The organism is Streptomyces atratus (assembly GCF_900119365.1).
Lineage (GTDB): Bacteria > Actinomycetota > Actinomycetes > Streptomycetales > Streptomycetaceae > Streptomyces > Streptomyces atratus_B.
Genome location: NZ_FPJO01000004.1, coordinates 309,170 through 332,936, shown reverse-complemented (window position 1 = coordinate 332,936; position 23,767 = coordinate 309,170). Strand labels below are relative to the sequence as shown.

Annotated in this window: 22 protein-coding genes and 3 pseudogenes; 13 read left to right on the top strand and 12 right to left on the bottom strand. The window is 69.3% G+C overall.

The annotated features are described in order from the left end of the window. Nucleotides 1-350: 350 nt before the first annotated feature. The 5 genes from BT364_RS10460 to BT364_RS10440 are packed head-to-tail and all read left to right on the top strand — an operon-like array spanning nucleotide 351 to nucleotide 5,395. The gene (locus tag BT364_RS10460; RefSeq protein WP_079179387.1) at nucleotides 351-1,181 is read left to right on the top strand and encodes an ABC transporter substrate-binding protein; all 831 of its coding nucleotides are present in this window, start codon (nucleotides 351-353) and stop codon (nucleotides 1,179-1,181) included. An 8-nt stretch (nucleotides 1,182-1,189) separates the two neighbouring features. Then, nucleotides 1,190-2,164, top strand: a complete 975-nt coding sequence (locus BT364_RS10455; protein WP_079179386.1) for an amino acid ABC transporter permease — start codon at nucleotides 1,190-1,192, stop codon at nucleotides 2,162-2,164. Next, the gene (locus tag BT364_RS10450; RefSeq protein ID WP_072484840.1) at nucleotides 2,161-2,934 is read left to right on the top strand and encodes an amino acid ABC transporter ATP-binding protein; all 774 of its coding nucleotides are present in this window, start codon (nucleotides 2,161-2,163) and stop codon (nucleotides 2,932-2,934) included. The genes BT364_RS10455 and BT364_RS10450 overlap by 4 nt, the downstream gene beginning before the upstream one ends. Further along, on the top strand, nucleotides 2,934-4,553 hold the full coding sequence (locus BT364_RS10445; RefSeq protein ID WP_072484839.1) for an N-acyl-D-amino-acid deacylase family protein: 1,620 nt from the start codon (nucleotides 2,934-2,936) through the stop codon (nucleotides 4,551-4,553). Before BT364_RS10450 ends, BT364_RS10445 begins: the two co-directional genes overlap by 1 nt. Next, the gene (locus tag BT364_RS10440) at nucleotides 4,550-5,395 is read left to right on the top strand and encodes a serine hydrolase (protein ID WP_079179385.1); all 846 of its coding nucleotides are present in this window, start codon (nucleotides 4,550-4,552) and stop codon (nucleotides 5,393-5,395) included. Before BT364_RS10445 ends, BT364_RS10440 begins: the two co-directional genes overlap by 4 nt. A 47-nt stretch (nucleotides 5,396-5,442) precedes the next feature. On the opposite strand, the gene BT364_RS10435 is transcribed toward BT364_RS10440, so the two are convergent. Together BT364_RS10435 and lysA are read right to left on the bottom strand one after the other, a co-directional pair. Then, complete coding sequence (locus BT364_RS10435; RefSeq protein ID WP_072484838.1) at nucleotides 5,443-6,366, bottom strand: LysR family transcriptional regulator; 924 nt, start codon at nucleotides 6,364-6,366, stop codon at nucleotides 5,443-5,445. Between the two features lie 9 nt (nucleotides 6,367-6,375). Further along, nucleotides 6,376-7,719, bottom strand: a complete 1,344-nt coding sequence (gene lysA / locus BT364_RS10430) for a diaminopimelate decarboxylase (RefSeq protein WP_072484837.1) — start codon at nucleotides 7,717-7,719, stop codon at nucleotides 6,376-6,378. Nucleotides 7,720-8,248: 529 nt separating this feature from the next. On the opposite strand from lysA, the gene BT364_RS10425 reads away from it, so the two are divergent. Continuing rightward, a complete protein-coding gene (locus tag BT364_RS10425) occupies nucleotides 8,249-9,901 on the top strand; it encodes a TlrC/CarA/OleB/SrmB family ABC-F type ribosomal protection protein (protein ID WP_072484836.1) in 1,653 nt (550 codons plus the stop codon). Nucleotides 9,902-9,941: 40 nt separating this feature from the next. On the opposite strand, the gene BT364_RS10420 is transcribed toward BT364_RS10425, so the two are convergent. The 4 genes from BT364_RS10420 to BT364_RS10405 all read right to left on the bottom strand — a co-directional run bounded on the left by BT364_RS10420 (nucleotide 9,942) and on the right by BT364_RS10405 (nucleotide 16,453). Beyond that, nucleotides 9,942-13,496 (bottom strand): indolepyruvate ferredoxin oxidoreductase family protein, encoded by a 3,555-nt coding sequence (locus tag BT364_RS10420; protein WP_072484835.1) that lies wholly within the window; start codon nucleotides 13,494-13,496, stop codon nucleotides 9,942-9,944. Nucleotides 13,497-13,609: 113 nt separating this feature from the next. Next, nucleotides 13,610-15,277: an FAD-dependent monooxygenase gene (locus BT364_RS10415; protein ID WP_072484834.1), complete on the bottom strand. Its 1,668-nt coding sequence runs from the start codon at nucleotides 15,275-15,277 to the stop codon at nucleotides 13,610-13,612. After that, on the bottom strand, nucleotides 15,274-15,789 hold the full coding sequence (locus BT364_RS10410; protein ID WP_072484833.1) for a VOC family protein: 516 nt from the start codon (nucleotides 15,787-15,789) through the stop codon (nucleotides 15,274-15,276). Before BT364_RS10410 ends, BT364_RS10415 begins: the two co-directional genes overlap by 4 nt. Nucleotides 15,790-15,886: 97 nt before the next feature. Continuing rightward, nucleotides 15,887-16,453 carry a TetR/AcrR family transcriptional regulator gene (locus BT364_RS10405; RefSeq protein ID WP_072484832.1) on the bottom strand — a complete coding sequence of 189 codons (567 nt, stop codon included), beginning with the start codon at nucleotides 16,451-16,453 and terminating at the stop codon, nucleotides 15,887-15,889. 156 nt (nucleotides 16,454-16,609) lie between these two features. Here BT364_RS10405 and BT364_RS10400 point away from each other — a divergent pair, with 156 nt between their 5' ends. The 3 genes and pseudogenes from BT364_RS10400 to BT364_RS10390 form a co-directional block, all read left to right on the top strand. Beyond that, nucleotides 16,610-17,494, top strand: coding sequence for a fumarylacetoacetate hydrolase family protein (locus BT364_RS10400; RefSeq protein ID WP_072484831.1), 885 nt, complete (start codon nucleotides 16,610-16,612; stop codon nucleotides 17,492-17,494). Between the two features lie 243 nt (nucleotides 17,495-17,737). Then, a complete protein-coding gene (locus BT364_RS10395; protein ID WP_256259676.1) occupies nucleotides 17,738-18,421 on the top strand; it encodes an alpha/beta hydrolase in 684 nt (227 codons plus the stop codon). Between the two features lie 346 nt (nucleotides 18,422-18,767). Further along, a pseudogene (locus BT364_RS10390) lies at nucleotides 18,768-19,094 on the top strand (SAM-dependent methyltransferase); the annotation flags it as partial. 55 nt (nucleotides 19,095-19,149) lie between these two features. Here BT364_RS10390 and BT364_RS10385 read toward each other — a convergent pair. Together BT364_RS10385 and BT364_RS10380 are read right to left on the bottom strand one after the other, a co-directional pair. Next, nucleotides 19,150-19,698, bottom strand: a complete 549-nt coding sequence (locus BT364_RS10385; protein ID WP_072484830.1) for a GNAT family N-acetyltransferase — start codon at nucleotides 19,696-19,698, stop codon at nucleotides 19,150-19,152. 137 nt (nucleotides 19,699-19,835) lie between these two features. Next, nucleotides 19,836-20,087 (bottom strand): annotated as a pseudogene (locus BT364_RS10380) (VOC family protein); the annotation flags it as partial. Here BT364_RS10380 and BT364_RS10375 point away from each other — a divergent pair. Beyond that, nucleotides 20,084-20,444, top strand: a pseudogene (locus BT364_RS10375) (winged helix-turn-helix transcriptional regulator); the annotation flags it as partial. The pseudogenes BT364_RS10380 and BT364_RS10375 sit on opposite strands and share 4 nt — an antisense overlap. Here the strand turns inward: BT364_RS10375 and BT364_RS41440 are convergent. Beyond that, nucleotides 20,386-20,622, bottom strand: a complete 237-nt coding sequence (locus BT364_RS41440) for a hypothetical protein (RefSeq protein ID WP_177328068.1) — start codon at nucleotides 20,620-20,622, stop codon at nucleotides 20,386-20,388. The pseudogene BT364_RS10375 and the gene BT364_RS41440 overlap by 59 nt on opposite strands. Nucleotide 20,623: 1 nt before the next feature. Beyond that, complete coding sequence (locus BT364_RS10370; protein ID WP_079179384.1) at nucleotides 20,624-21,265, bottom strand: class I SAM-dependent methyltransferase; 642 nt, start codon at nucleotides 21,263-21,265, stop codon at nucleotides 20,624-20,626. Nucleotides 21,266-21,526: 261 nt separating this feature from the next. Between BT364_RS10370 and BT364_RS10365 the strand changes: the two genes are divergently transcribed. After that, on the top strand, nucleotides 21,527-22,063 hold the full coding sequence (locus tag BT364_RS10365) for a hypothetical protein (protein WP_072484829.1): 537 nt from the start codon (nucleotides 21,527-21,529) through the stop codon (nucleotides 22,061-22,063). Between the two features lie 76 nt (nucleotides 22,064-22,139). On the opposite strand, the gene BT364_RS10360 is transcribed toward BT364_RS10365, so the two are convergent. After that, nucleotides 22,140-22,388 carry a nuclear transport factor 2 family protein gene (locus BT364_RS10360; RefSeq protein WP_072484828.1) on the bottom strand — a complete coding sequence of 83 codons (249 nt, stop codon included), beginning with the start codon at nucleotides 22,386-22,388 and terminating at the stop codon, nucleotides 22,140-22,142. 209 nt (nucleotides 22,389-22,597) lie between these two features. After that, nucleotides 22,598-22,744, bottom strand: coding sequence for a hypothetical protein (locus BT364_RS41435; protein ID WP_177328083.1), 147 nt, complete (start codon nucleotides 22,742-22,744; stop codon nucleotides 22,598-22,600). Between the two features lie 321 nt (nucleotides 22,745-23,065). On the opposite strand from BT364_RS41435, the gene BT364_RS10355 reads away from it, so the two are divergent. Both BT364_RS10355 and BT364_RS39940 read left to right on the top strand, forming a co-directional pair. After that, entirely contained in the window at nucleotides 23,066-23,599 is a 534-nt protein-coding gene (locus BT364_RS10355) for a class I tRNA ligase family protein (RefSeq protein ID WP_072484827.1), read from the top strand. Continuing rightward, nucleotides 23,563-23,739 (top strand): hypothetical protein, encoded by a 177-nt coding sequence (locus tag BT364_RS39940; protein ID WP_371268560.1) that lies wholly within the window; start codon nucleotides 23,563-23,565, stop codon nucleotides 23,737-23,739. Before BT364_RS10355 ends, BT364_RS39940 begins: the two co-directional genes overlap by 37 nt. Nucleotides 23,740-23,767 lie beyond the last annotated feature (28 nt).

Below are 23,767 nucleotides of genomic sequence, written 5' to 3'. Positions count from 1 at the left end.
GCAATCGCCCTGGAAGCCATCCGGTCACTTGCAGTGACACCGCCGCTGTGAAACCCGCCGGCAGACGGCCGGTGCGCCGGTGGGTACTGCCGGGGGGCACCGCGTCGAGGCTGGTGCGCCGATCCGTTCCTGCCCGTCGCCGCAGCCTCCGCGGACCAGGCCCGTCGGGCACAGCAGCGGCAAGGCTCGGACCCGTACAGATTTCGATGGTCAGGCGTGAATAGCTTCATCATCTTCCATTCACGGGAGTGCGACTGCCAGCATCGGCGCACCGCCACCCGTGAGGGAGAAAACCAATGAATCGTCCCCGTTCTCTGCGCTGTCTGGCAGCCTTGGCCGTGGTTGCCCTCATGGCCACCGCCTGTGGGCGCTCCGGTCAGGGCGACGCCCCGTCCGGCACCGACTCCCGGGCCGCCTCCGGCCGGACCGCGGCCGAAATGCTGCCGGCTCAGTACCGGCAGAAGGGTGTGCTCCGGGTGGCCACCGCGGTCGGCTATCCGCCGATGGAGATGTACGAGCCCGGCACCACCCGGCTCACCGGCGTCGACCCCGATCTGGCCAAGGCCCTTGCCGAGCGGCTCAAGCTGAAGCTCGAACTCACCAATGCCGCCTTCGACGGACTGATCCCCGGCCTGGAGTCAGGACGGTTCGACCTGGTCATGTCGTCCATGACCGACAGTGCCCAGCGGCGCCAGGCGGTCGACTTCGTCGACTACTTCCGCACCGGCGGCGTCATCATGACGAAGCAGGGCAATCCGCAGGGCATCAAGTCGCTCGCGGACCTCTGCGGAAAGACCGTCGTCCTCGCCAAGGGCAGCTCCAACCTCCACATCGGCGAGGAACAGAACGCCAAGTGCCAGGAGAAGATGCGGATCTCGCAGAGCGAGGACGCACCGACCGGGCTGCTGCAACTGGACAGCGGACGCGCGGTCGCGACCATCGTCGACTATCCCGTCGCCAAGATGTTCACGAAGAAGAGCAGCTCGTACGAAGTCCTGCCGGAGCAGTACGGCACCGCCCCCTGGGGCATCGCGTCCGCGAAGAGCCAGGGCGGACTGCGTGACGCCGTCCGCAAGGCCCTGCAGGAACTCATCGACAACGGCAGCTACAAGAAGATCCTCGAAACCTGGGGAGTCGGCGACAGCGCCGTAACCGAGGCGACCGTCAACGACGGGCAGTGAGAGCGGACATGAACCACCAGAAAATACCCGGCTCGGCCCCCGGAGGGGAGCCGGATGTCATCCGCGCCGACGAAGCGCCGCAGGAGGACGACCTCTCCCTCCAGGTGACCGGACGCCCTCGCCCCGGGCGCTGGCTCGCAGTCCTCGCCGCCGCGCTGTTCGCGGTGTGGCTCGCCTACACCATCATCGTCAACCCCAATCTTCACTGGGACATCGTCGCCAAGTACCAGTTCGACGGCGTGATCCTCAAAGGCCTCGGGGTGACCATTCAGCTCACCCTCGTCTCGATGGTTCTCGGCATCGCCATCGGTATCGTCGTCGCGGTGATGCAGCTGTCCGACAGTCCGGTCCTGCGTCTCACCGCCGGTGCCTACACCTGGTTCTTCCGGGGCACCCCGCTGCTGGTCCAGCTCATCTTCTGGTTCAACCTGGCCCTGCTGTTCCCCGTGATCAGCATCGGAATCCCGTTCGACGGACCCAAGCTCATCAGCTGGCAGTCCAACCAGGTGATCACCGGATTCGTGGCCGCGCTCCTCGGTCTCTCCATCAACGAGGGCGCCTACATGGCCGAGATCGTGCGGGCCGGCATTCAGAGCGTGGATCCCGGCCAGCGCGAAGCAGGCGCCTCCATCGGGATGTCGAACCGTCAGATCCTGTCCCGGATCATCCTTCCGCAGGCGATGCGGGTCATCATTCCGCCGTTCGGCAACCAGTTCATCTCCATGCTCAAGACGACCTCGCTGGTCTCGGTCATCGCCGGAGCCGATCTGATGACCGTGTCCCAGCACCTCTACCTCGCCAACTTCGAAGTGGTCGCTCTGCTCCTGGTGGCCTCGCTCTGGTACCTCGTGCTCACCACGATCGCCACCATCGGCCAGCATGCCGTCGAGCGCCGCTACAGCCCCGGCGCCGCTCCCGTGCTGCGGAGCAGGATCCTGGCCAATCTCCTGCCCGGACGTACCAAGAAGGGAGCAGCGGCATGAACGACGTGATCCTCAAGGCCCGCGGGGTCCGTAAAAGGTTCGGTGACACCGAGGTGCTGAAGGGCATCGATCTCGATGTCCGCAGCGGTGAGGTGCTCTGTGTCATCGGCCCCTCCGGGTCCGGGAAGTCCACACTGCTGCGCTGCTTCAACCACCTTGAGCGGATCGACGCGGGGCGGGTGTGGATGGACGGCGAACTGGTCGGCTACGAACAGCACGGCCCGTCCGGCCGGGTGCTGCGCGAGCGGCGCGCCCGGGACGTCCGGCGGCAACGCGAGCGGATCGGCATGGTGTTCCAGCGGTTCCACCTGTTCCCTCACCGTACAGCGGTGCAGAACGTGATGGAGGGTCCGGTCGCCGTCAAGGGCCGGCCCCGTGCGCAGGCCGAGAAGCAGGCCCGCAAGCTGCTGGCCGACGTCGGTCTCGCGGACCGGGCGGACCACTACCCGGAGCAGCTGTCCGGCGGGCAGCAGCAGCGCGTGGCGATCGCCCGCGCACTGGCCATGGAGCCCGCCCTCATGCTCTTCGACGAACCCACCTCCGCCCTCGATCCCGAACTCGTCGGCGAGGTGCTCGGAGTCATGCGCGACCTGGCCCGCAGCGGTATGACGATGGTCGTGGTCACCCACGAGATGGGCTTCGCCCGCGAGGTCGCCGACCGGGTCCTGTTCATGGACCGGGGTGCCGTCGTCGAGGCCGGGAGCCCGGATCTGTTGTTCACCGACCCGCGGCACGACCGCACGCGGGCCTTCCTGTCGACGGTGCTGTGATGGGCCGCCCCCTCGATCTGCTGCTGCGCGGCGGCACGCTCGTGGACGGAACCGGCGCACCCGCACGGGAGGCGGACATCGCGGTGGTGGACGGGCGGATCGCCGTACTCCCCGCCGGCGCCCCTGCCACGGCCGTCGAGACCCTGGACGTGACCGGGCGGGTCGTCGCCCCCGGCTTCATCGACGTGCACACGCACTCCGACGCCCTCGCGGCGCCCCACGGAGGCGGCGGCGCCACGGAGCCGATCGACGGCCTCCGTCTCGCTCCGCTGCTCCAGGGCGTCACCACGGAGATCTGCGGCAACTGCGGGACCAGCCTGTTTCCCTCGCTCCCCCGGCGGCTGCCGGACCTCGCCGAGCATCTCAGGGTGACGTTCGGGCTCGGACCGGTGCGGCCCGCGGTGGACTTCGATGCGTTCGCCGCCGGACAGGACCCCGCTCTGCGCCACACCCATATCGCCTCGCTGGTCGGCCACGGCACACTGCGCGCCGGAGTGATGGGCTTCGAGGCCCGGCCGCCCCGGCCCGACGAACTGGACACCATGTGCGCACTGCTCGACCGGGCGCTGGCCCAGGGGGCGGCCGGTCTGTCCACCGGGCTGATCTACCCTCCCGGTACCTACGCCGACACCGAGGAGATCGTCGCGCTGGCCAGGGTCGCCGCCCGTCACGGCAAGCCCTACGTCACCCATTTGCGCGACGAGATGTCGCAGGTGGAGTCCGCCCTGGAGGAGGCCCTGGAGATCGCGGTGCGCTCCGGCGCCCCCTTGCAGATCTCCCACCACAAGACCGCGGGCCGGCACGCCTGGGGCGCCACATTGCGTACCCTGCCCCGTCTGGAACGGGCCCGCGCCGAAGGTGTGGACGTGCTGTGCGACGTATATCCGTACACGGCGGGAAGCACCGTCCTGCATGCCATGCTGCCCCCGTGGGCGAGTGAGGGCGGCGTCGGCGCCCTGCTGGAACGGCTGCGCCGGCCCGAGACGCGCGACCGGATCAGAACGGACATCGCTCAGGGCGTCGAGGGGTGGGAGAACACCGTGGGAAACGGCGGCTGGGACCTCATCTCGGTGGCCGCCGCACAGACACATCCCGAGGCCGAGGGGCGCAGCATCGCCGACCTCGCGGCCGAGCGCGGCGTCGATCCCGTCGACCAGGCGTGCGATCTCCTGCTGGCCGAGCAGGGCGAAGTGACCATCATCAGCCATTCCATGCGAGAGGACGACGTCCGCCGGGTCATCGCCAGCCCGTTGTCGATGATCGGTTCGGACGGCGTCCCCAAACCCGGTCGGCCGCATCCGCGCTGGGCGGGGAGTTTCGCCCGGGTGCTCGGCCGTTACAGCCGCGACGAGCAACTGCTGCCGCTGGAGAGCGCGGTGCACAAAATGACCGGACTGCCTGCCGGGCGGTTCGGCCTCACCGGCCGCGGCACGGTCCGCGACGGTGCTCTCGCCGATCTGGTCGTGCTCGACCCGGCGTCGGTACGCGACACCGCCGGCTTCGACCGCCCGCTGCTGGCACCCGAAGGCATCGATATCGTCGTGGTGTCGGGGCGGGTCGCGGCAAGAGGTGGCCGCCCGACCTCGGCGCGGGCGGGAGAAGTGGTGAGAATCCGATGAGTCTGGCCCAAGTGGCCGCGGCGGCACGGCGTTCGGCCGCGCTGCCGCTCACCCTGGCCGTCGCCGCCGTCGACATCGACGGCGGCGGCACGGTGGGGGTGGACGAGCGCACCGTGCTGCCGGTGGCGTCCGCCTCGAAGCTGCTGCTGCTCGCCGAGGTCGCGCGTCGGCTGGACACCGGGGAGCTGCCCGCCGACCGTGTCGTGGAGGTGCTGGACGAGGACCTGGCGGAAGGGACCGGTCTGCTGCGCCGGCTGAGCGGGCGCGGCTGGACCGTCGAGGACCTGGCCTGGCTGACCGCCTCGGTGAGCGACAACACCGCGACCAACGCGCTGTTGCGCCTCGTGGGGCGCGAGTCCACCGCGCGGCTCGCACAGGAACTCGGGCTCGATCACCTCACGCTGCACGACAAGGTCCGCGACGTCCGTGGCCCGGATGTGCCGCCCGTCTTCGCCACCGGCACCGCACACGACCTGGCGCGGCTGGTGACACACGCGGTGCGCGGCACCATGAGCTGCCCGGCGGCCTCGGCCCGGCTGCTGCGCTGGATGCGTTCCAACACCGATCACGGCCTGGTGCCCGCACTGGTCGACCACGACCCGTACGCCCCGGGCTTTCCCGAGCCGCTGCGCGACGGGCTTCTGGTGGCCAACAAGACCGGCACCGACACCGGGGTCCGTGCCGACGCCGGTGTCATCATCGGCAGGCGCCGGCTGGCGTACGCGGTGGTGGCGCGCTGGGACACGGCGCTGGGCCCGAGCACCGAGCGGGCCGCGGTGCATGCCATTCGGGACGTGGGCCGGACCCTCGCGGCCTGTTCCGGGCGCCCGACCGCCGCCTGAGAAGCTGCACGGCCCCCGAGGTGCGGTGGTCGTGACCGGCGGACCGGTCACGACCACTGCACCTCCAGCAGCGACCGGATCTCCTCGGCGGCCGACCTCAGTTCCGCGAGGAAGATCCGCAGCAGCGGGTTGCGGTTGGTGGACCGGGTGGCGACCCCGATGCGCCGGTGCAGTCGGGGGTGGTCCAGTCGGCAGACGTGCACGCCGGTGGCGTCGCCGAGTCCGAGGGCCGGGACGAGTGCGATGCCCATGCCCGCGCGAGCGAGATTGATCGTGACCTGGTAGTGATCGCTGCGGCAGCGGACCCGGGGCCGGAAACCCTCGGCCGCGCACGCGCGTTCCAGGACCGGTTCGCCGGTGTGACCGCCGTGCGTACCGATCCAGCTCTCCCCCTCCAGGGCGGCGAGCCGGACCGTGGCGTGCCGCCCGAGGCGGTGCCGCAGGGGAAGGACCACCAGCTGCGGCTCGTCGAAGAACATCTCCACGTCCACGGTCGCCTGCCGGCACCAGGGGTCCAGCGGATGCTCGAAGACGACTGCGGCGTCCAGCCGGCCCGCCTCCAGGTCGGGCACCAGCTCGTGCGGCTGTCCGAGGATCAGTTCCAGCTCGACCTGGGGCCGGCTCGCCGCGAACCCCGACAGGGCCCGGGGCAGCAGCTCCAGGCCCGAGGACGCGAAGAAGCCCAGCCGCAGAACACCGGCCTCGCCCCCGGAGTGCGCCCGCAGGTCGTCCTGTGCGACGGCCATCAGATCGGCGACCGCCTGCGCGTGCTCGGCCAGTCGCACCCCGGCCGCGGTCAGCCGCAGGCTCTGCGGCTGACGTTCCACCAACGCCACGCCGAGCTCCTGCTCCAGTCGGGCGAGTTGGTGCGAGATCGCGGAGGGGCTCAGATGCAGCGCCTGGGCCGCGGCCACGATGGTGCCGGTACGGGATATCTCCAGCAGGACGAGCAATCGGGCACTGTTCAGCATCGGGTCAGGTTAGGCCGTGCCGACGCACTGCGCCGCTCCGGCACCGGACCGTACCGCCTCCGGGAGCCCGGCGGGCTCGTCCACGTCCAGGCGCAGCAGGTCCTCCTCGGTCTCCCGGCGCACCACGGTGCGAGCACGGCCGTCGCGTACGAAGACGACGGCGGGGCGCGGCAGCTTGTTGTAGTTGGAGGCCATGGCGTATCCGTAGGCGCCGGTGACCGGCGTGGCCAGGAGATCGTCCACCGCGACGTCGGCGGGCAGGGCGGCCTCGTCGACGATCACGTCGCCGCTCTCGCAGTGCTTGCCGACCAGCCGTGCCCGCATGGGCCGGGGGGCGCGCGGGCTGCGCGGCAGGAACACCTCGTAGCGGCTGCCGTACAGGGCGGGGCGCAGGTTGTCGCTCATCCCGCCGTCCACGCCGATGTACGTCCGCACGCCCTCGATCCGCTTGATCGTGCCCACCCGGTAGAGGGTCAGCCCGGCGCGGGCGGCGATGGACCGGCCGGGTTCCACGGTCACCGAGGAGCCCCAGCCCGCGTCGCGCACCGCGGTCCGCACCCGGGCCGCCCACTCGGCGAACGACGGCGCGGTCTGTCCCGCCTCGTACGCGACGCCGAGGCCGCCGCCGACCGTGAGCCGGTGCATCCGTGTGTCGACCGCGAACCGGGCGACGGCCGCGGCGCCGGCCGCGAGCTCTGCCGTGTCCAGCACCTGCGAGCCCACATGGGCGTGGACGCCCTCCAGGATCATCGCCGAAGATCCGGCGGCCCGGCGCACGGCGGCCGCGGCGGTTCCGCCGACGAGGCCGAAGCCGAACTTCGAGTCGTTGCCACCGGTCCGGATCGCCTCGTGCGCACCGGCGGCCACTCCTGGCGCCACCCGCAGCTGGACTCGGGCGGGCGGCAGGTGTTCCTCGGCGTGCAGGCGCTCGATGCGGTCCATCTCGTCGAAGCTGTCGACCACCACGTGCCGCACCTGGGCGGACATGGCCGTGCGCAGTTCCGCCGCGTCCTTGTTGTTGCCGTGCAGGACGATCCGCCCTGCCGGCACCCCGGCGTGCAGCGCGACCCGCAGCTCGCCCCCGGAGGCGACATCGAGCAACAGCCCCTCTTCATGGGCCAGCCGGGCCATGGCCGTGCACAGGAACGCTTTGGAGGCGTAGGCGACGTTGTCCCGGCCGAAAGCTGCGACGGCCTCCTGGCAGCGCCGGCGCAGATGCTCCTCGTCGTACACGAAGAGCGGTGTTCCGAAACGTCGCGCCAGTTCGGTGAGCAGGACGCCACCGACGGCCAGCCCTTCCGGACGGATTTCGGATGTGCCGGGCAGCAGGCCCGTTTCGATGGCTGACGTCATGCGTTCCTCCCCGGAAGCCGGCTCGCAGCCATCCTGCGGCCTGAGCAGGGGGTCATAAAAGCGCATTCTTCTATGGCTGAGCCTCATGACTTTCGATGCTCGCGCGGTACGGATCGCTCTGGCCGAAGGCCGGCACTGCGAGCGGGAACGAGCCGGTCCGGCGGTCCGGCTTCCCGCCGCTTGTGGGGGCGGATCTTCGGGCAGGGCCGGCCGGGAGTCCGTTTGAACGCGCGGAAGGTGTGCCCGATGTCGAGGCGCCGTTCCGACCGCATCACGTCGGGCCGGTGGGGCTCATATCCCCTTGCCGGGCCACCGGCCGCCCGTCTACGGTTCATCGCATGGGATCTCTGTGACAGATGAGGATGCGCGGCGTTGAGCTGGACTCCGTTGCCGCATCCTGCAGCGCGCTGTTGACACACCACTGCACCGGTTCCGTCCGCTGCAGCGGCGTCCGTGTCGCATTTGCGGCCCATCCGCCGAGCGCGCTCACGCATTCACTCATCCTCATCGTGAAACAGGAGACACACGCGTGTCGATTGCGCAATACGCACTGCATGACATCACCAAGCGCTACCACGACTGCGTCGTGCTCGACCGGGTCGGCTTCAGCATCAAGCCGGGCGAGAAGGTCGGTGTGATCGGCGACAACGGGTCCGGCAAGTCCACACTGCTCAAGGTCCTCGCCGGGCGCGAGCAGCCCGACAACGGCATGCTCACCGTGGTCGCCCCCGGCGGCATCGGCTACCTGGCGCAAACGCTGGAACTACCGCTCGACGCCACCGTCCAGGACGCCGTCGACCTGGCTCTGTCCGACCTGCGCGAGCTCGAAGCGGCGATACACCTGGCCGAGGCGGAGCTGGCCGAGCACGACGCGGACGGACCCGAACCCGAGCTGTCCGCGGTCCTCCGGCGCTACGCCGCCCTCGTCGAGCAGTACCAGGCCCGTGGCGGCTACGAGGCCGACGTACGGGTGGAGGTCGCACTCCACGGCCTCGGACTGCCGGGCCTGGACCGCGACCGGAAGCTCGGGACCCTCTCCGGGGGCGAGCGCTCCCGCCTCGCACTCGCGGCGACCCTGGCCTCGGCACCGGAGCTGCTGCTGCTCGACGAGCCGACCAATGACCTCGACGACCGGGCGGTGGAATGGCTGGAGGACCACCTGCGGGGCCATCGCGGCACCGTGATCGCGGTCACCCACGACCGGGTATTCCTCGACCGGCTCACCACCACGGTCCTGGAGGTGGCCTCCGGCCGCGTCACCCGCTACGGCGACGGCTACGAGGGCTATCTGACGGCCAAGGCCGTGGAACGCGAGCGGCGGCTGCGGGAGTACGAGGATTGGCGCGCCGAACTCGACCGGAACCAGGGGCTGATCACCTCCAACGTGGCGCGGATGGACAACATCCCGCGCAAGATGTCCCTGTCCGTGTTCGGTCACGGTGCGTACCGCAGACGCGGGCGCGACCACGGCGCGATGGTGCGGATCCGCAACGCCAAGCAACGCGTGGCGCAGCTGACCGAGAACCCGGTCCTTGCCCCAGCGGACCCGCTGTCCTTCGCCGCCCGCATCGGCACCGCGGGCCCGGGGGTGCAGGAGGCGGCGGCCGAGCTCACCGACGTGCGAGTCGCGGACCGGCTCGCCGCCACCTCCTTGATGATCCGGCCGGGCGAGCGGCTGCTGGTCACCGGCCCCAATGGTGCGGGCAAGTCCACCTTGCTGCGGGTGCTCGCCGGGGAGCTGGCGCCGGACAGCGGCTCGGTGCGCGTCGGCTGCCGGGTCGGACACCTGCGGCAGGAGGAGCTGCCCTGGCCGCCCGGGCTGACCGTGCTGCGGGCCTTCGCCCGCGGCCGGGACGGCTACGTGGAGGACCACGCCGAGAAGCTGCTCTCCCTGGGCCTGTTCGGCCCGTCCGACCTACGCCGACGGGTGAAGGACCTGTCGTACGGACAGCGACGCCGGATCGAGATCGCCCGGCTGGTGAGCGACCCGATGGACCTGCTGTTGCTGGACGAGCCCACCAACCACCTCACCCCGGTGTTGGTCGAGGAACTGGAGCAGGCACTGTCGGACTATCGGGGCGCCGTGGTGGTCGTCACCCACGACCGCCGGATGCGGTCCCGGTTCACCGGTGCCCGGCTCACCATGGCCCATGGGCGCATCACCGATTTCAGGGCGCCCTGAGCCGTCCCCGCGCGTTCATGCCGGTCGGAGTGTGCCGCCTTCACAACACCTCTCGGGACGCCGCCGTTTCGGCATCCGTACGTTCGCGTCCCGAGAACAGCCGGCCGACGAGTTCCGCGGACCGGGTCCTGTACCGCGCCACTGATGCCATCTTGATCTCCTCGTATCCGCGCACGGTGTCGGGCAGTGAGGCGATCTCGACGGCCAGGCCGTGGCAGTCCTCGTCGAGATTCCGGCAGACCTCGGTGATCGTGGCCTCGTACTCGGAGACCAGGGCCCGTTCCGTACGCCGCACGCGTGCCGCTCCGAAGGGGTCCAGGCGGGTGCCACGGAGCCTGCGCATCGCGGCGAGTGCGTGGAAGGCGGGTTTGAACCAGGGGCCGAGTTCGATCTTGCGAGTCATTCCGAGTGCCCGCAGTACGGGCGGATGGAGACGGTAGGAGATCCGCGCGCCGTCCCCGAAGCGGGCCTTGACCTCCCGCTCGGCTTCGGGGTCGAGGGAGAGCCGGGCCACCTCGTACTCGTCCTTGTACGCCATCAGCTTGTGCAGGTGCCTGGCAACGGCCTCGGTGAGTGCGGTCGAGCCGGGGACGCGCTCGCCCTCTGCTCGACGTACCCGTTCGACGAAGCGTGCGTACCTCGTCGCGTAGGCGGCGTTCTGGTACGCGATGAGGTCCGGTACCCGGATCGCCAGGAGCCGGGCGAGCTCCGACCCGGGGGATGCTCCGACCAGTTCGAGGGTGCTCCGGGCAGCGGCGGACAGGCCGCGCGCCGGCTTCGGTGCGGCGGCCCGCCCCTCCAGGAGGCCGGCGAATGCCTCGGGGTCGGCGACGGCCTGGCGGCCGAGACGGAACGCCTTGACGTTGGCCTCGACCTTCACGCCGTTGAGGGTGATCGCCTCCTCGATGGCATGGGCCGGCAGCGGCAACCCGCCGGTCTGGTAGGCCGCGCCCGTGAGCAGGAGATTGGCGAACTGGTCCTCACCCAGCAGGTCGTTGGCGAGCCGGCGCGCGTCGAGGAAGACCGCGTTCCTGGACGATGCCCGGATCCGTTCCTTGAGAGGTTCGGCGGGCGGGAACGACACCTCCGGGTCGATCACCATCTGTCCGGTCGGGACCTCTGCCGTGGAGACGACCGCCGCTGTTCGCGCCGGGGCGGCCGTCGTCAGTTGTCCGGGATCGGCGGCGACGAGCAGGTCACAGCCGAGGTAGAGATCGCACTCGTCCAGGGCAGCTTTACCGGCCTGGTCCGTCGTCTCCTTGGTGATCTTGATGTCGGAGACCACCGCGCCGCCCTTCTGAGCCAGGCCCGTCTGGTCGAGGGCCCGGACGTGCAGGCCCACGAGTGAGGCCGCGGTACTGAGGATCTGGGCGAGGGTGACCACGCCAGAGCCCCCGACACCGGTGATACGGGTGGTGTGGGATGCCGGCACGACAGGCTCGGGTTCGGGCAGAGCAGCGTCGTCCGGCATCGGAACGGGGGTGAAGGCGGGCTTTCCGCCGCCGGGGACGACGGTGAGGAACGAGGGGCAATCCCCCGCCAGGCAGGCGTAGTCCTTGTTGCAGGAGGACTGGTCGATCCGGGTCTTGCGGCCGAACTCGGTGTCGACGGGCTGCACGGAGAGGCAGTTGGACTGCTGCCCGCAGTCGCCGCACCCTTCGCACACCCGCTCGTTGATCACCACGCGCTCGGTGGGTTCGGGCGCGAGGCCGCGCTTGCGCTTGCGTCGGAGTTCGGTCGCGCATTCCTGGTCGTGGACGAGCAGGGTCACGCCGGGGGTACGGGCGAGCACCTCCTGGGCCTCGGTCAGCCGGTCGCGGTGCCAGACGACGACGCCCTTCGGGAGCGTGATCTTCCGGTAGCGCTTGACGTCCTCGGTCGTGACGATGATGCGCTTCACGCCCTCCGCCAGGAGGCCCTGGGCTATCGCGGGCACGGGCATGACGCCGACGGGTTGCTGGCCGCCGGTCATCGCCACCGCCGAGTTGTAGAGCAGCTTGTAGGTGACGTTCACCCCGGCCGAGACCGCAGCGCGGATGGCGAGGCTGCCGGAGTGGTGGAAGGTGCCGTCGCCGAGGTTCTGGATCAGGTGGTCGCGTTCGAGGAACGGCTGCATGCCGATCCACTGGGCGCCCTCGCCTCCCATCTGGGTCATGCCGATCACGTCCCCGGCCTGGGCGGGGTCCATGAGCGTGACCATGGCGTGGCAGCCGATACCGGCTCCGACTGCGGCGCCCTCGGGTGCCTTGGTCGAGAGGTTGTGGGGGCAGCCGGAACAGAAGTAGGGGGTGCGGGTGAGCAAGGGAAGAAGGGGCAGCGAATTGCGCCGGGTCGTTGCCCGGTTGTTCTCCAACCAGCTCTGTACGGTGGGGAATTCGCCCAGCTCGCTCAGATGGGACGCGAGCCGTGCGGCGACGGTGTCGGGGTCGAGTTCCCCATCGAGGGGAAACAGGGCCGAGCCGTCGGGTGTGCGCTTGCCGGAGACGGACGGCTGGTCAGCCCGGCCGTAGAGCAGGTCCTTGAGGGCGGTCTCGACGAGTGGCCGCTTCTCCTCCACGACGACGATGTGGCGCAGTCTCCTCGCGAACCGTTCGACGACCGTGGGTTCCAGCGGATGGATCATGCCGAGGCGCAGCAGTCGCACACCGCGACGCTCCAGTTCGGCGTCGTCGAGTCCGAGGATGCGCAGGGCCTGGCGGAGGTCGAGGAAGGTCTTTCCTGCCGCGACGACACCGATGCGGTCGTCGGGGCCCGTTCTGGTGATCCGGTTGAGGTTGTTGGCGGCGGCGTAGCGACGGGCGATCTCCAGGCGGGCGCCGTCCCGGCTGCGTTCCAGATCGCCGAGCGCCGGCTGCACCATCCGGCTGCCCACGGTGTGGCGGTACGGCACTCCGTCGACCGCGAGGTCCGGAACGACCGGTGACACCCGTCCGGCGCCCACGTCGACGGTGCCGGAACCGTCGGCGACGGCCGTCACGATCTTCAGCGCCACCCACAGTCCGGATGCCCGGGACATCGCCACGCCGTGCAGCCCGAAGTCGAGGGCTTCCTGCGGGTCGGACGGGTAGAGCGTGGGCAGGCCCAGATCGGCGAGGAGCAGTTCGGAGGCGCCGGGGACGGTCGAAGACTTGGCGGCGGGATCGTCGCCGACCAGGGCCAGTGCGCCGCCGTCCGGGTGGGTGCCCATCAGGTTGTTGTGCCGGATGGCGTCCGAGGCACGGTCGAGGCCCGGGGACTTGCCGTACCAGATGGCCGTGACGCCGTCGACGCGCTTGTCCTGCTGCGCCGAGGCGAGTTGGGTGCCCTGGACGGCCGTCGCCGCGAGTTCCTCGTTGACGCCGGGACGGAAGACGATGTCGTACTCGTCGAGAAGGGAGCCGCACCGCGCGAGTTCCATGTCGTATCCCGCGAGCGGCGAACCCTCGTATCCGGAGACGAATCCCGCGGTGCCTCGGCCCTCGCGACGGTCGGCGCGACGGATGTCGAGCGGCAGGCGGGCGAGGGCCTGGATGCCGGTGAGGTGAAGGACGCCTTCTTCGCGTACGTATCGATCCTGAAGCGTGGGGCGGGAGCCGGTTGCTTTCTGGGGGGTCACCACTGCGTTCCTCCGGATGGGGCATCTGTGGTCGTCGGGGCGGGAGGCCGGGAGTGAGGGACGGGAGAGCGCCGGGCACGCAGCCCGGCGCCCCACAAGCCCCCCTCGCCGGGCTAGGCGGACCGCTCGGCGGCGTTCAGCAGGGCCGCGAGCGCGGAGGCAGGGGATGATCCCTCGGCACTGTGCCAAGCGATGTGACCGTCCGGTCGGACGAGAACGGCTCCGTCCTCACCGATCCTGAGCACCTTGGGGCAGTAGCCGTCCGGGCTGGTGACGTCCCGGCCGATCACGACACTCCGCTTCGCCATGCCCTCCCCAGTCTCCGCGAACGCATCGGCCCGGTCGGCTCCCCCGGGCCCCGTGATGAGGGTGAAGCCCGGTACGAGGAGGTCGTGGGTGGACACCCGTTCCCCGTCACGTTCGATCCAGGCGTGCGGAAGTCGTGCTCCGGTGACGGCGATCGGCGCGTAGTCGGTGGCCGAGACCGGGGCGTCGTCGGAGTGCCGGGCCGCTCCGTAGACGTATCCGATCTCTTGGTTGAGCGCGTCGAAGTGCGGGCGCTGTGGAGGAATGGCCTCCGCGATCCGTCGGCGTTCCGCCGCGGCGACTGCCGGGTCGGGGCTTTCGAGGCGGCCGGCGATCCTGGTCGTTTCGGGCCCTATCCCGACCTCGGCCATCTTGATGGCGTTGAGCATGCTGTGGCGGGCGTTGCCGACGGCGACGGGACGGCGCTCACGCTCGTAGGTGTCGAGCAGGGCGTCGGAAGCACCGTCCCTCAGCACGGCGGCGAGTTTCCAACCGAGGTTGTCCGCGTCTGCGAGGCCGCTGTTCATCCCCAGGCCGCCGGTCGGCGGGAACTGGTGCGCCGCGTCACCCACGAGGAACACACGGCCGCTGCGGTACGTCTCGGCGGTCCGGGCCGTCATGGTCCACGGCCCCACGGAGCGGACGTCCACGTCGAGTTCGGTGGTTCCGACGGCCTCCCGGATGATCTGGGCGCACCGTTCGGGCGGGTAGTCCTGCGGTGATTCGGCAGCCGGGTCGATGGTCCGCTGGAAGGTCCACCGGCGAGCACCGTCCATCCCGATGAGGAGTCCCGGGGAGGCACTGTTGATCAGCCAGACCAGCAGGGCGGGATCCTCTCTCATCCACGGGGACAGATCGGCGTGGAAGTAGATGTTCAGCTGGTGGCCGAGGACCGGGGAGCCGTCCATCGCGATGCCGAGCGTGTCGCGCAGGCCGCCGGTCGCCCCGTCCGCCGCCACGGCGTAACAGGTGCGCAGCATCTGCCGCCCGCCCACGCCTTCCACGGTGACGTCGACACTGTCGCCGAGGTCCGTCACCTCCACGACGGTGGTGCCGTAGTGCACGGTGGCCATGCCCTGGGCGAGGACCGCGTCGAGGAGGTGTCGCTGTACGCGGTCCTGGGCGCAGGAGGTGAGCTGCTCGGCGGAGGCGTGGATCCGGCGCAGGAGCTGGTCCTCCGGGCCTTCGACGAGGTCGATCCGGCCCAGTGGTTCCCCGGCGAGGGTCTGCTTCCACAGGATGGTGGCGGCCCATGCCGGGTCGACCGCGTCCGCCCGGACGGCGTCCGCGATGCCCCAGGTGCGGAACAGTTCCATGGACCTGGTGTTGACGACGTGGGCGCGAGGGTGCGGATTGATCCCGTCGTACTGTTCGAAGACCACACTGCGGACGCCGTACCGGCCCAGGACGAGCGCGGTGGCGAGCCCCACGGGGCCGGCTCCGATGATGACAACCGGGGCGTCGATGTCGGTCATGCGCGCCTGACCAGTTCGGCGAAGGACTCACCGGCGTCGAAGCGGCGCACCAGGTCGTCGGGGTCGAACTCGACCCCGATCGGATTGGCTTCGAAGGCTCCGGACCGGAACCACTCGTCGAGGGCTTCCTCGGTGGCGAAGTTGTCGATCTGGAGCTCGATGTGATTGCCGTCGGGATCCTCGAAGTACATCGAGGTGGTCGGGCCGTGGTTGATGCACCAGAAGGGCAGGATGCCGTCCTTCTTCAGCCGCTGGTACGTACCGAGCAGGTCTCCGAGCGTGGTGTAGGTGAACGCCGCGTGGTGCAGACCGGTGTGCGCGTCCGTCGGACGCTCGGACGCTCCGGTGGCGATAAGCGCGACACGGTGGTGCTCGTCGTCGTAGGTCAGGAAGGCGAGGGCCTCGTTGGCGAAAGTGACGCGGCCTTCGAGGACGCGTACGTACCAGTCGGTCATGGGCGACAGACGGCCGGTGCGCAGGACGATGTGGGCGAGTTTGCCTGGAGAAGCCATGGAGCGGCGACCTCCTTATCGAGGGCACGACAGCCCTCTTGGCTATCATACAAGAGAACCTTAGGCGGGCTCTTGTATGACAGTCAAGAGATGGATGTCAGCGCGCCGCCGCGACGGCCACCAGCGCCTCCATGAGGAGGTCGATGAACTCCCCGATCGACCGGTCCAGCCCCCGGGCACTGACCAGCAGCCCCTCGAAGAGCACATGCGCCATATCCGCCACGGGCGCGACATCGACCCCCTCGGGCAGCTGGTTCGCGACGGCCGCGAGAAGGCGGTCCTCCAGCCATTCCCGCATGCGGGAGTAGACCTCGGCGAGGGCGGGCGACGCGTCCATGCGGTCATACGCCTCCCGATGCAACCCGCGATACGCCTCCAGATCGGCAAGGAACGTCACCAGCTGCTGCCGCGGATCCCCTCCGATCGCAGGATCCACCTCCACCCGCTCCCGCTCACGCAGGAAGAGGCGGTCCAGCGCGGCGGCGAACAGGTCATCCTTGGTCGGGAAGTACCAGCGCACGGCATTGGCCGCGACGCCGGCCGCCTTTCCGACCTCGGTCAGACTGGTCCCCTTGTACCCCTTGGCGGCGAAGAGCTCCCAGGCGCAGTCGACCAGGACGGCCTCGCGCTCGGCTTTCGGGATCTGCTGACGGTTCCTTGGCATAGCAACCCAGCCTAGGCGGCACACCCCCGCCTCCGTCCGCCGCATGCTCCGCATCCGAGAACAGCGACTCGGCAACCGATGAGCTCTTGACTTCGGGACAAGACATGTCTTGACTCGGAAACAAGAGAATGTGGTCCCAACACGCGGGAGTCCGTGATGCGTCTGTACAGCACAGCCCTGGGCATCGCCAGGGAGGAGAGCCCCGGCGAGCTCTCCGTACTCGACCTCCCCTTCGCCGATCTGGGCGCCCTTCTGCGCGGACCGGGTATCGCCGCCGCACGCGCGGCGGCGGTCGTCCGGCGGGTCGCCCTCGCCGAGGTCCGGGTGCACGCCCCCGTCCCCCGGCCCGGGAAGATCCTGATCGTCGGCCTCAACTACCCCAGTCACGCGGAGGAGGCCCTGGAGATGTTCGCCGCGATGGGGCGCAACGACATCACCCTGCCCGCTGAGCCGAATTTCCAACTGGTCGCCGGTTCCGCGGTCATCGCACCGGGCGACGACATCCACCTCCCGGCCGTCGCGGCCGGCCAGGTCGACTACGAGGGCGAGGTGGCCGTCGTGATCGGCCGGTCCGCGAGCGCGGTCTCCGCCGCCGAGGCTGCGAGCCACATCGCCGGCCTGACCATCGCCAACGACGTCTCCGCGCGCGATATCCAGCAGCGCGCGATGTCGGGCGATCCGACCGCGTCCATCGGCGTGGCCAAGAGCTTCGACACCTTCAAACCGCTCGGCCCCTGCCTGGTCACCCCGGACGAGTTCACCGCTCCGCTCGACCTGCGCCTGCGCACCCTGGTCAACGGCGACGTACGCCAGAACGACCGCACCAGCAGCTTCATCCACGACGTGTCCGAGCTGATCTCCTGCCTCTCCCGCTATCAGACCCTCGAACCCGGAGACGTGATCCTCACCGGAACACCACGCGGCGCCGGCGTATTCTCCGGCCGCCATCTGAGCCCCGGCGACGTCGTCGAGGTCGAGGTCGAGCACATCGGCACGCTCCGCAACCGCGTGAGGGCCGCCGCCGAAGGTGCGGGCGCATAAACGCCGGAACACACCGTACGACAGGCGCTAGTTGCCCTAAACCCCTTCGAGTCAGGTCGCGATCCCTCTTAGACCGACCGGCAATTGGGGGGTGGGTGAAGGAGCGGGGCTGGGTGCGTGCAGCTGCAAGGCGGAGGATTGAGGCAACGCGGAGCGTTGTTGATTGACGACAACGCGGCAGATGTGCGTGCCCAGCCCCGCGACGCCGCCCCCCTATTGCCGGTCGGTCTTAGGTTGGCCTGCATGACGATCGAGGCCGGCGAGACGATGGAGTTCAACTGGAACGACAGCACGATCTACCCAGGCACGTCCCGGAAGTTCTGGGTCCACGTGCCGACGGGATACAACCCTTCCAAGCCGGCGTCGCTCATGGTGTTCCAGGATGGATGGTGGTACCTGGACCCGGATGGGGAAGTCCGCGGCTCGATCGTCCTGGACAACCTCGTCCACCGTGGTGCCATCCCGGTCACCATCGGGGTGTTCGTCGACCCTGGTGTCTTCCCCGGCGCCGAGGATCCGAAGAACCGCAACATCGAGTACGACGCGTTCGACGATCGGTACGCCGGCTTTCTCCTGGGCGAGATCATCCCTGAGGTCACGAAGCGCTACTCGGTCGCCGAGGACCCCGATCAGTGGGGCATCTGCGGTGGCAACAGTGGTGGCAACTGCGCCTTCACCGCAGCATGGCTGCGCCCCGACAAGTTCCGCCGGGTCAGCGCGTTCCTGTCCAGCTTCACGCAGATGCCCGACGGCAACCCCTACCCGGAACTCATTCCACGCGTCCCCAGCAAGCCGCTGCGCATCTTCCTCCAAGCAGGCCATCGTGACCTGCGCTGGAATGAGCCCGAGGGGAACTGGCGCCAACAACCTGCGCATTGCGTCCGCACTCGCGGAAGCCGGCTACGACTTCCGCCTGGTCCTGGGTGACGGCGGTCACAGCCCCAACCACGGCGGCGTCCTGCTCCCCGATGCCCTCCGCTGGTTGTGGCGGTCCGACGAGGGCTGAGTGGCAAGGTCCGCGAGATCGAGGACGCGGTCGTGCCACAGGAGGAGATCGGCAAGGGCTACGAGGTCACCGAGGACGGGCTCCTCCCGGTCACCGATGAAGAGCTCGACCGGCCGGGGCGTGAGCGGGCACGGAAATGTCCGGACCGGGTCCGCGCGGACAAGACGTACGACGCCCGCAGCAACCGCTCCTACCTGAGACGGCGCAGGATCAAGGCCACGATCCCCATCCCGGCATCAAGCACCTGCAACCGTCAACAATGTTCGGATGACCACCACTTCGCAAGCTCGCTCGTTCGACACGGCTGCCGCCAGCTGCGCTGCGAACCGTCCTTCATACCCGTCCGAACTGCTCGACGCTGTCGAGGAACTCACCGGCTCCCCCTTGGCGGGCACCCGCGTCGCCGATGTCGGGGCCGGCCCCGGGATGGCCTCCCAATTCCGTCTCGGCCTGCCCGGAATCCCCCTTGTGATCGGGGACGGCAACAACCTGCCGCCGGCCTCCGCCTCCATCGACGTCCTCACATATGCCCAAGCCTGGCACTGGACCGACCAGCGCAAATCCGTCCCGGAAGCTCTCCGGGTCCGGCGCCCACTTACTCGCCCTCCCCGACCGGTGGCCTCGTGGATCCACGCTGTCGAGTACGAGCTCAACCGGGCGGCGTGACCGAGGTCCATACGCCGAACCACTGCTCGGCACCGTACTCCTCGAACCGCTCCACCTCGGTGAACCCCAGCTTCGCCGCGAGGCGCATCGCGCGGTCGTTGGCGGACTGGGTGCAGAGCACCACCGGCTCGCCGGGTAGCGCGCCGGCGAACCAGCCGAGTGCCGCCGCGCACGCCTCGGCGGCGTACCCGCATCCCCACGCCTCCGGCAGGAACATGTAGCCGAGGTCGACCTCCCCGGCATCCGGACGGACGTGCCCCGGACGCTCCGCGTCACGCCGATCGAGCGTGACCATGCCGATCATCGCTCCGTCGAGATCGACCACGAAAAAGCCAGGGCGCCGCCCGGGCACCTCAGGCACCGCACGCTCGAGCTCATCACGCGGCCGAGGGCCACCGATGTAGGTACCCACCTCCGGCGAGGCGAACAGTTCGATGAACGCCGCACGGTCCCGCGCCTCGGACTCACGGAGCACGAGCCGCCCGGTCCTGATCGGGGCAGGCGGCCAGGCGATGTGTCCAAGCTCAGTCATGACGGCAACCTACCGCACGCCCGCCGGTCAGAAGCCTCGGACGACCGGCTGCGTCCCGGGCTCGCCCCGGACGCGTACCCGCCCCCGGCCTGACGGAGGGTCCGTCCCCGGACTCGTCCGGGAGCACCGACGCACCGCTACGCATGCACGATGCGATCCACCAATTCCGGGACCCATTCCACATACTCGACCTCTGCGCCGCCACGACGGCGCGCGTACAGGTAACGCCCGGTGGCACTGGTGCTTTCCGGTGTGGTGATCTCGGCGCCGGCGGTCGCAAGCGTTTTGGTCAAGGTGTCGAGGTCGTCGACGATCACGGTGGCGCTGGCGTGGGCATAGTGGGCGCGTTCCGCAGGCGGACCGGCGATGACCAGGAAGTCACCGATTGCTGGTGGTCACCATCCTCGGCGAGCGCACCCTGCGCTTCACGCACTTCGCGGTGAGGTGGAGGGCATCAGTCACAAGATGCTCACGCAGACGCTGCGCGGACTCGAACGCGACGGGCTCGTCGAGCGCACCGTCTACCCGACCGTGCCGCCACGCGTGGAATACGCGCTTACGGACGCGGGCCAAGCGCTGCGCACACCGTCTACGGCATGTACGTATGGACTCGCCACTACTTGGCACACATCGAGGAGTCCCGCGACCGATTCGACCGGGCGCCGCAACGGGCGGCAGCCACACCCGTCAAGAGCCGACCGGCTTCAGCGTCGTGCGGCGGGCCATCGGAAACATCCTGGGCTTGAAGCCGCGCAGAGCGCGACGAACCGGCCAGGCCGCGAGCTCGGTGCGCAGGGCATCTGCGTTTCCCCGCGTCTCCCATGGAAGTTGATCAGCAAGCGGGTCATACTCCCCGTGGGCAGCCGCTTCGGCCAAGTGCCGGTCGGCGACGCGGCGTTCGAGTGCCTCCAAGGTGTTGAGCAAGTTACTGAATCCTGTCCGCTTGGAGGACCAGGCAGCTCCATCGGACGTCGTCACGGCCATGAAGATCGGGACGCTCGCCGCAATGGACGGTGTGCAACCCATGCGCACTGCCCAACTCGGCTGTCTCTGCAGCAGATACGTCGAACATGTGGCGCCCCTCGGGCACAGGGCCGTGCCGGACATTCACGAAGAATCGGCCACCAGCAACCAACAACGCGGCGATCCTGGCCGTCGCACGTCGACGTTCCTCGGCATCCAGATGCATCCACACCGCGGTGACGAAGACCGCATCGAACCGGTCCGGGTGACCGCTCAGCGTCAGGTCCGGAAGAGCGTCATCGACCCAGTCGATGCCACTGCCCGCATGAAGTCGCTGTGCATGCTCCCGCAGTTCAGGGGTCGGCTCGACGGCCACGACGGTGTGCCCGCGAGCCGCCAACGCGGTGGCATCGCGCCCGGTCCCTGCCCCCACGTCCAGAATCCGGGCCGGCACGACGGGAACGAACTGCAGCACGTCACGGTGGACTTCGTCGAAGGTGACTTGCTCGTACTGAACAGCGAGCACGTCCGCCGCCTCGGCATACCCAGCGGCACCCCTCGGCAGGCTGCGACCGCCCACCACGGGAGTTGGTTGATCACTCATGGCCGAAGGGTACTGGCTCCCTCACCGACCTCCCACAGACCGGCGGACAGACACGGATCGACCCCACCTCACCGGCGTGACGGTGCGGTGCGGATGGCAAGGTCTTCCGATCGGCTGCGGTCCCGCCGCCGGCCCCCAGGAGACGCCGGTCTCGATCGATTCCCCGCGAAGCGATCATTCGCAATTCCCAGGACCACCACTCCATCGGCGACTACTGTATGAACTCGCCACATCACCCAAGGTCACCCTGGGAGGAATCCTGTGTCATCATCCTGCGACCCCGCGTACGCTCCTGCCGGCGATGTGGGTGTAGCGCTCATGGCAATCGACTCCCGGCTCAAAGCCATCTACGACGGCCAGACCGCAACCGACGCCGAACAGCAGCAATTGATGGACCAGTTCACGGCGTCCCTGGGCCCCGAAGAAGCCAATGACGTGCTGGACGGCGCGTGCACGCTCATCTACATGTTCATGCAGTGGCTGCGGATGGCCTACGAGGATCACGACAGGGACGTCATCGAGTACGTCGTGCCCAGCTTCGTGACCTCGTTGCGCATGATGCCCAAGAGCATCCGCCCCGAAGTGATCCCCACCATGACCGGCCTGGTCGTCGCGGCCGGCACCGGCCTGAGCCCCAGCCTGTGGCGCAAGCAGTACGGCGACTGGACCGGGGACGAGATGAATTCGCTGGAGGCCACAGCTTTGCTGCTCGCGGAGCACATCAATCGGCTCACGGGCGACCGCGACTTCGCCGCCCGCATGATCACCGAAGCCCTGTCCGCGGCGAACCAGGACTGACTCGCGACCCCCCGGCCCGGCGCGATCGAGTTTCGGCGGCGCGGGCTCAAGACCGCCGGGGCCCGATGACCGGCATTCATTCCCTGGCGCTGATGACCCCCAGGCCGTCCATGTAGTCGCGAGCCCGCGCGATCAATCCGCCATGGACGTGGAGTATCAGGAGGCCGGGGACGGTGAAGGTGGTGCGCCTGGCCGGCAGCGATCCCACCACGACATGCTCGGCGATGACCACTCCCGGGTCGGCGGTCTCGTAGACCGCGATCCTCCTGACCTCGTCCACCTGGACAGGGCTGGAGCCCCAGGCCGCCCGGTATCCCGCACGCACGGCCTCACGGACACGGCCTCGCCTTCTCCGAGGTCTGGCTTCTCCTGCCGGACTCTTGACCGTCGGAGCAGCTGCGTACGCCGCACCGCGGTGCTCTCATCAGCAGCTGGGTGAGCCCGCCCTGAGCGACAGGCACGCAGAGGACATCGCGCCTCGGAAGGGCCTGCCCGGACACCGCCCGCTCCAGGGCTGCCCCGCGTTCGGCGGGGCTACTTGTCCGTGGACGAGCGCCCGCTCCGCTTGTTCCACGGGATGTGGGTGGCGAGCACGTCGCCCACCGTACCGACCACGTTGAACGCGAGCCAGCCCACGCCCTTCAGGACTCGCACGACCGCAGAACCCGCGATCTCTTCCATGTTTCCTGTCTCCTCATGTTCGTCCCCGTGGCCTGCTTCGATCTCGGAGACGCGTGCTGTCGCCACCCGGTTGCCCGGGAGAACAGGTTTACGTGTCACCTTGCAGTTGATCTCGGCCTGGAGGTCAAGGGGTGCCGCGCTCCCGGCTTCCCGGGATGGGTGTGGCGTATCCACGTCACGGCGTGAACGCGCACGCTCCGGGCCGCACCAGCCGCGACTTGTTTTGCCAGGCTGATGAAGGAAGGGGTCTTACGGCACGGGTGAGGCAGCCCGGTGTTGGCGTATGCACCGACCCATCTCCAGGACGGATAGCGGATATTCATGCGGAGCAGCATCTTGCGCGGCCAGGAAACGATCTACCCCGGCAGCCCGGCGCCGGGCTGCGGGACGGGGGCCCGGCCAGGTGGTGGTGCGGCTGTGGCCGCGCCCCTGTGGATCACCGCTACGCCGATCGCTCCCCGGGGCGGACTGCATCTCGGGCATCTGGCGGGTCCCTGTGTTGCGGCCGACGTCCTGGCGCGGTTCTTGCGGGCCGAAGGCACGAACGTACTGTTCACCACCGGCATCGCAGACCATGCCGGCTCGGTGGAGGTCGGAGCACTGGACACGGGAAGGACGCCGGCCGATGTCGCCGACGGGCACGCTGTGGCCATAGAGGCCGATCCGATGCGGGCCCGCGTCGTGTTCGACCGTATTGCCCGGCCGCAGCACCCTTGTCACAGCAGCTGGGTGCAGAACGTCGTCGGCCGTCACAGGAGAGCAGTGGGCGGCGTCTTGTGCGCGGCACGAACGGCAAGAGGCGCGACAGGCAGGAGCCGATGGTCGACGAGCGCACCGATCGAGCGGCAGGCATGACCGGGCCCAGCACTCACGCCGGGCGGACGGACTCCCCCACCGAGGCGTTCGTCGCCCATCGCAGCCTGCTCTTCACCGTTGCCTACGAGATGCTCGGTACAGCCGCCGACGCCGAGGCCAAGGTGCGTTGGGCCCAATGAGGCGTCCCGGAGCGCTCCGGGCGCGTAC

Bases quoted from the DNA above. Each gene is read 5' to 3' on its own strand.
- BT364_RS10455 (WP_079179386.1), top strand. From the start codon at position 1,190: ATGAACCACCAGAAAATACCCGGCTCGGCCCCCGGAGGGGAGCCGGAT.
- BT364_RS10400 (WP_072484831.1), top strand. From the start codon at position 16,610: ATGCGTCTGTACAGCACAGCCCTGGGCATCGCCAGGGAGGAGAGCCCC.
- BT364_RS39940 (WP_371268560.1), top strand. From the start codon at position 23,563: ATGGTCGACGAGCGCACCGATCGAGCGGCAGGCATGACCGGGCCCAGC.
- BT364_RS10435 (WP_072484838.1), bottom strand. From the start codon at position 6,366: ATGCTGAACAGTGCCCGATTGCTCGTCCTGCTGGAGATATCCCGTACC.
- BT364_RS10405 (WP_072484832.1), bottom strand. From the start codon at position 16,453: ATGCCAAGGAACCGTCAGCAGATCCCGAAAGCCGAGCGCGAGGCCGTC.
- BT364_RS10395 (WP_256259676.1), top strand. From the start codon at position 17,738: ATGACGATCGAGGCCGGCGAGACGATGGAGTTCAACTGGAACGACAGC.
- BT364_RS10415 (WP_072484834.1), bottom strand. From the start codon at position 15,277: ATGACCGACATCGACGCCCCGGTTGTCATCATCGGAGCCGGCCCCGTG.
- BT364_RS10385 (WP_072484830.1), bottom strand. From the start codon at position 19,698: ATGACTGAGCTTGGACACATCGCCTGGCCGCCTGCCCCGATCAGGACC.
- BT364_RS41435 (WP_177328083.1), bottom strand. From the start codon at position 22,744: ATGGAAGAGATCGCGGGTTCTGCGGTCGTGCGAGTCCTGAAGGGCGTG.
- lysA (WP_072484837.1), bottom strand. From the start codon at position 7,719: ATGACGTCAGCCATCGAAACGGGCCTGCTGCCCGGCACATCCGAAATC.
- BT364_RS10445 (WP_072484839.1), top strand. From the start codon at position 2,934: ATGGGCCGCCCCCTCGATCTGCTGCTGCGCGGCGGCACGCTCGTGGAC.
- BT364_RS10450 (WP_072484840.1), top strand. From the start codon at position 2,161: ATGAACGACGTGATCCTCAAGGCCCGCGGGGTCCGTAAAAGGTTCGGT.
- BT364_RS10355 (WP_072484827.1), top strand. From the start codon at position 23,066: ATGCGGAGCAGCATCTTGCGCGGCCAGGAAACGATCTACCCCGGCAGC.
- BT364_RS10370 (WP_079179384.1), bottom strand. From the start codon at position 21,265: ATGAGTGATCAACCAACTCCCGTGGTGGGCGGTCGCAGCCTGCCGAGG.
- BT364_RS10410 (WP_072484833.1), bottom strand. From the start codon at position 15,789: ATGGCTTCTCCAGGCAAACTCGCCCACATCGTCCTGCGCACCGGCCGT.
- BT364_RS10460 (WP_079179387.1), top strand. From the start codon at position 351: ATGGCCACCGCCTGTGGGCGCTCCGGTCAGGGCGACGCCCCGTCCGGC.
- BT364_RS10440 (WP_079179385.1), top strand. From the start codon at position 4,550: ATGAGTCTGGCCCAAGTGGCCGCGGCGGCACGGCGTTCGGCCGCGCTG.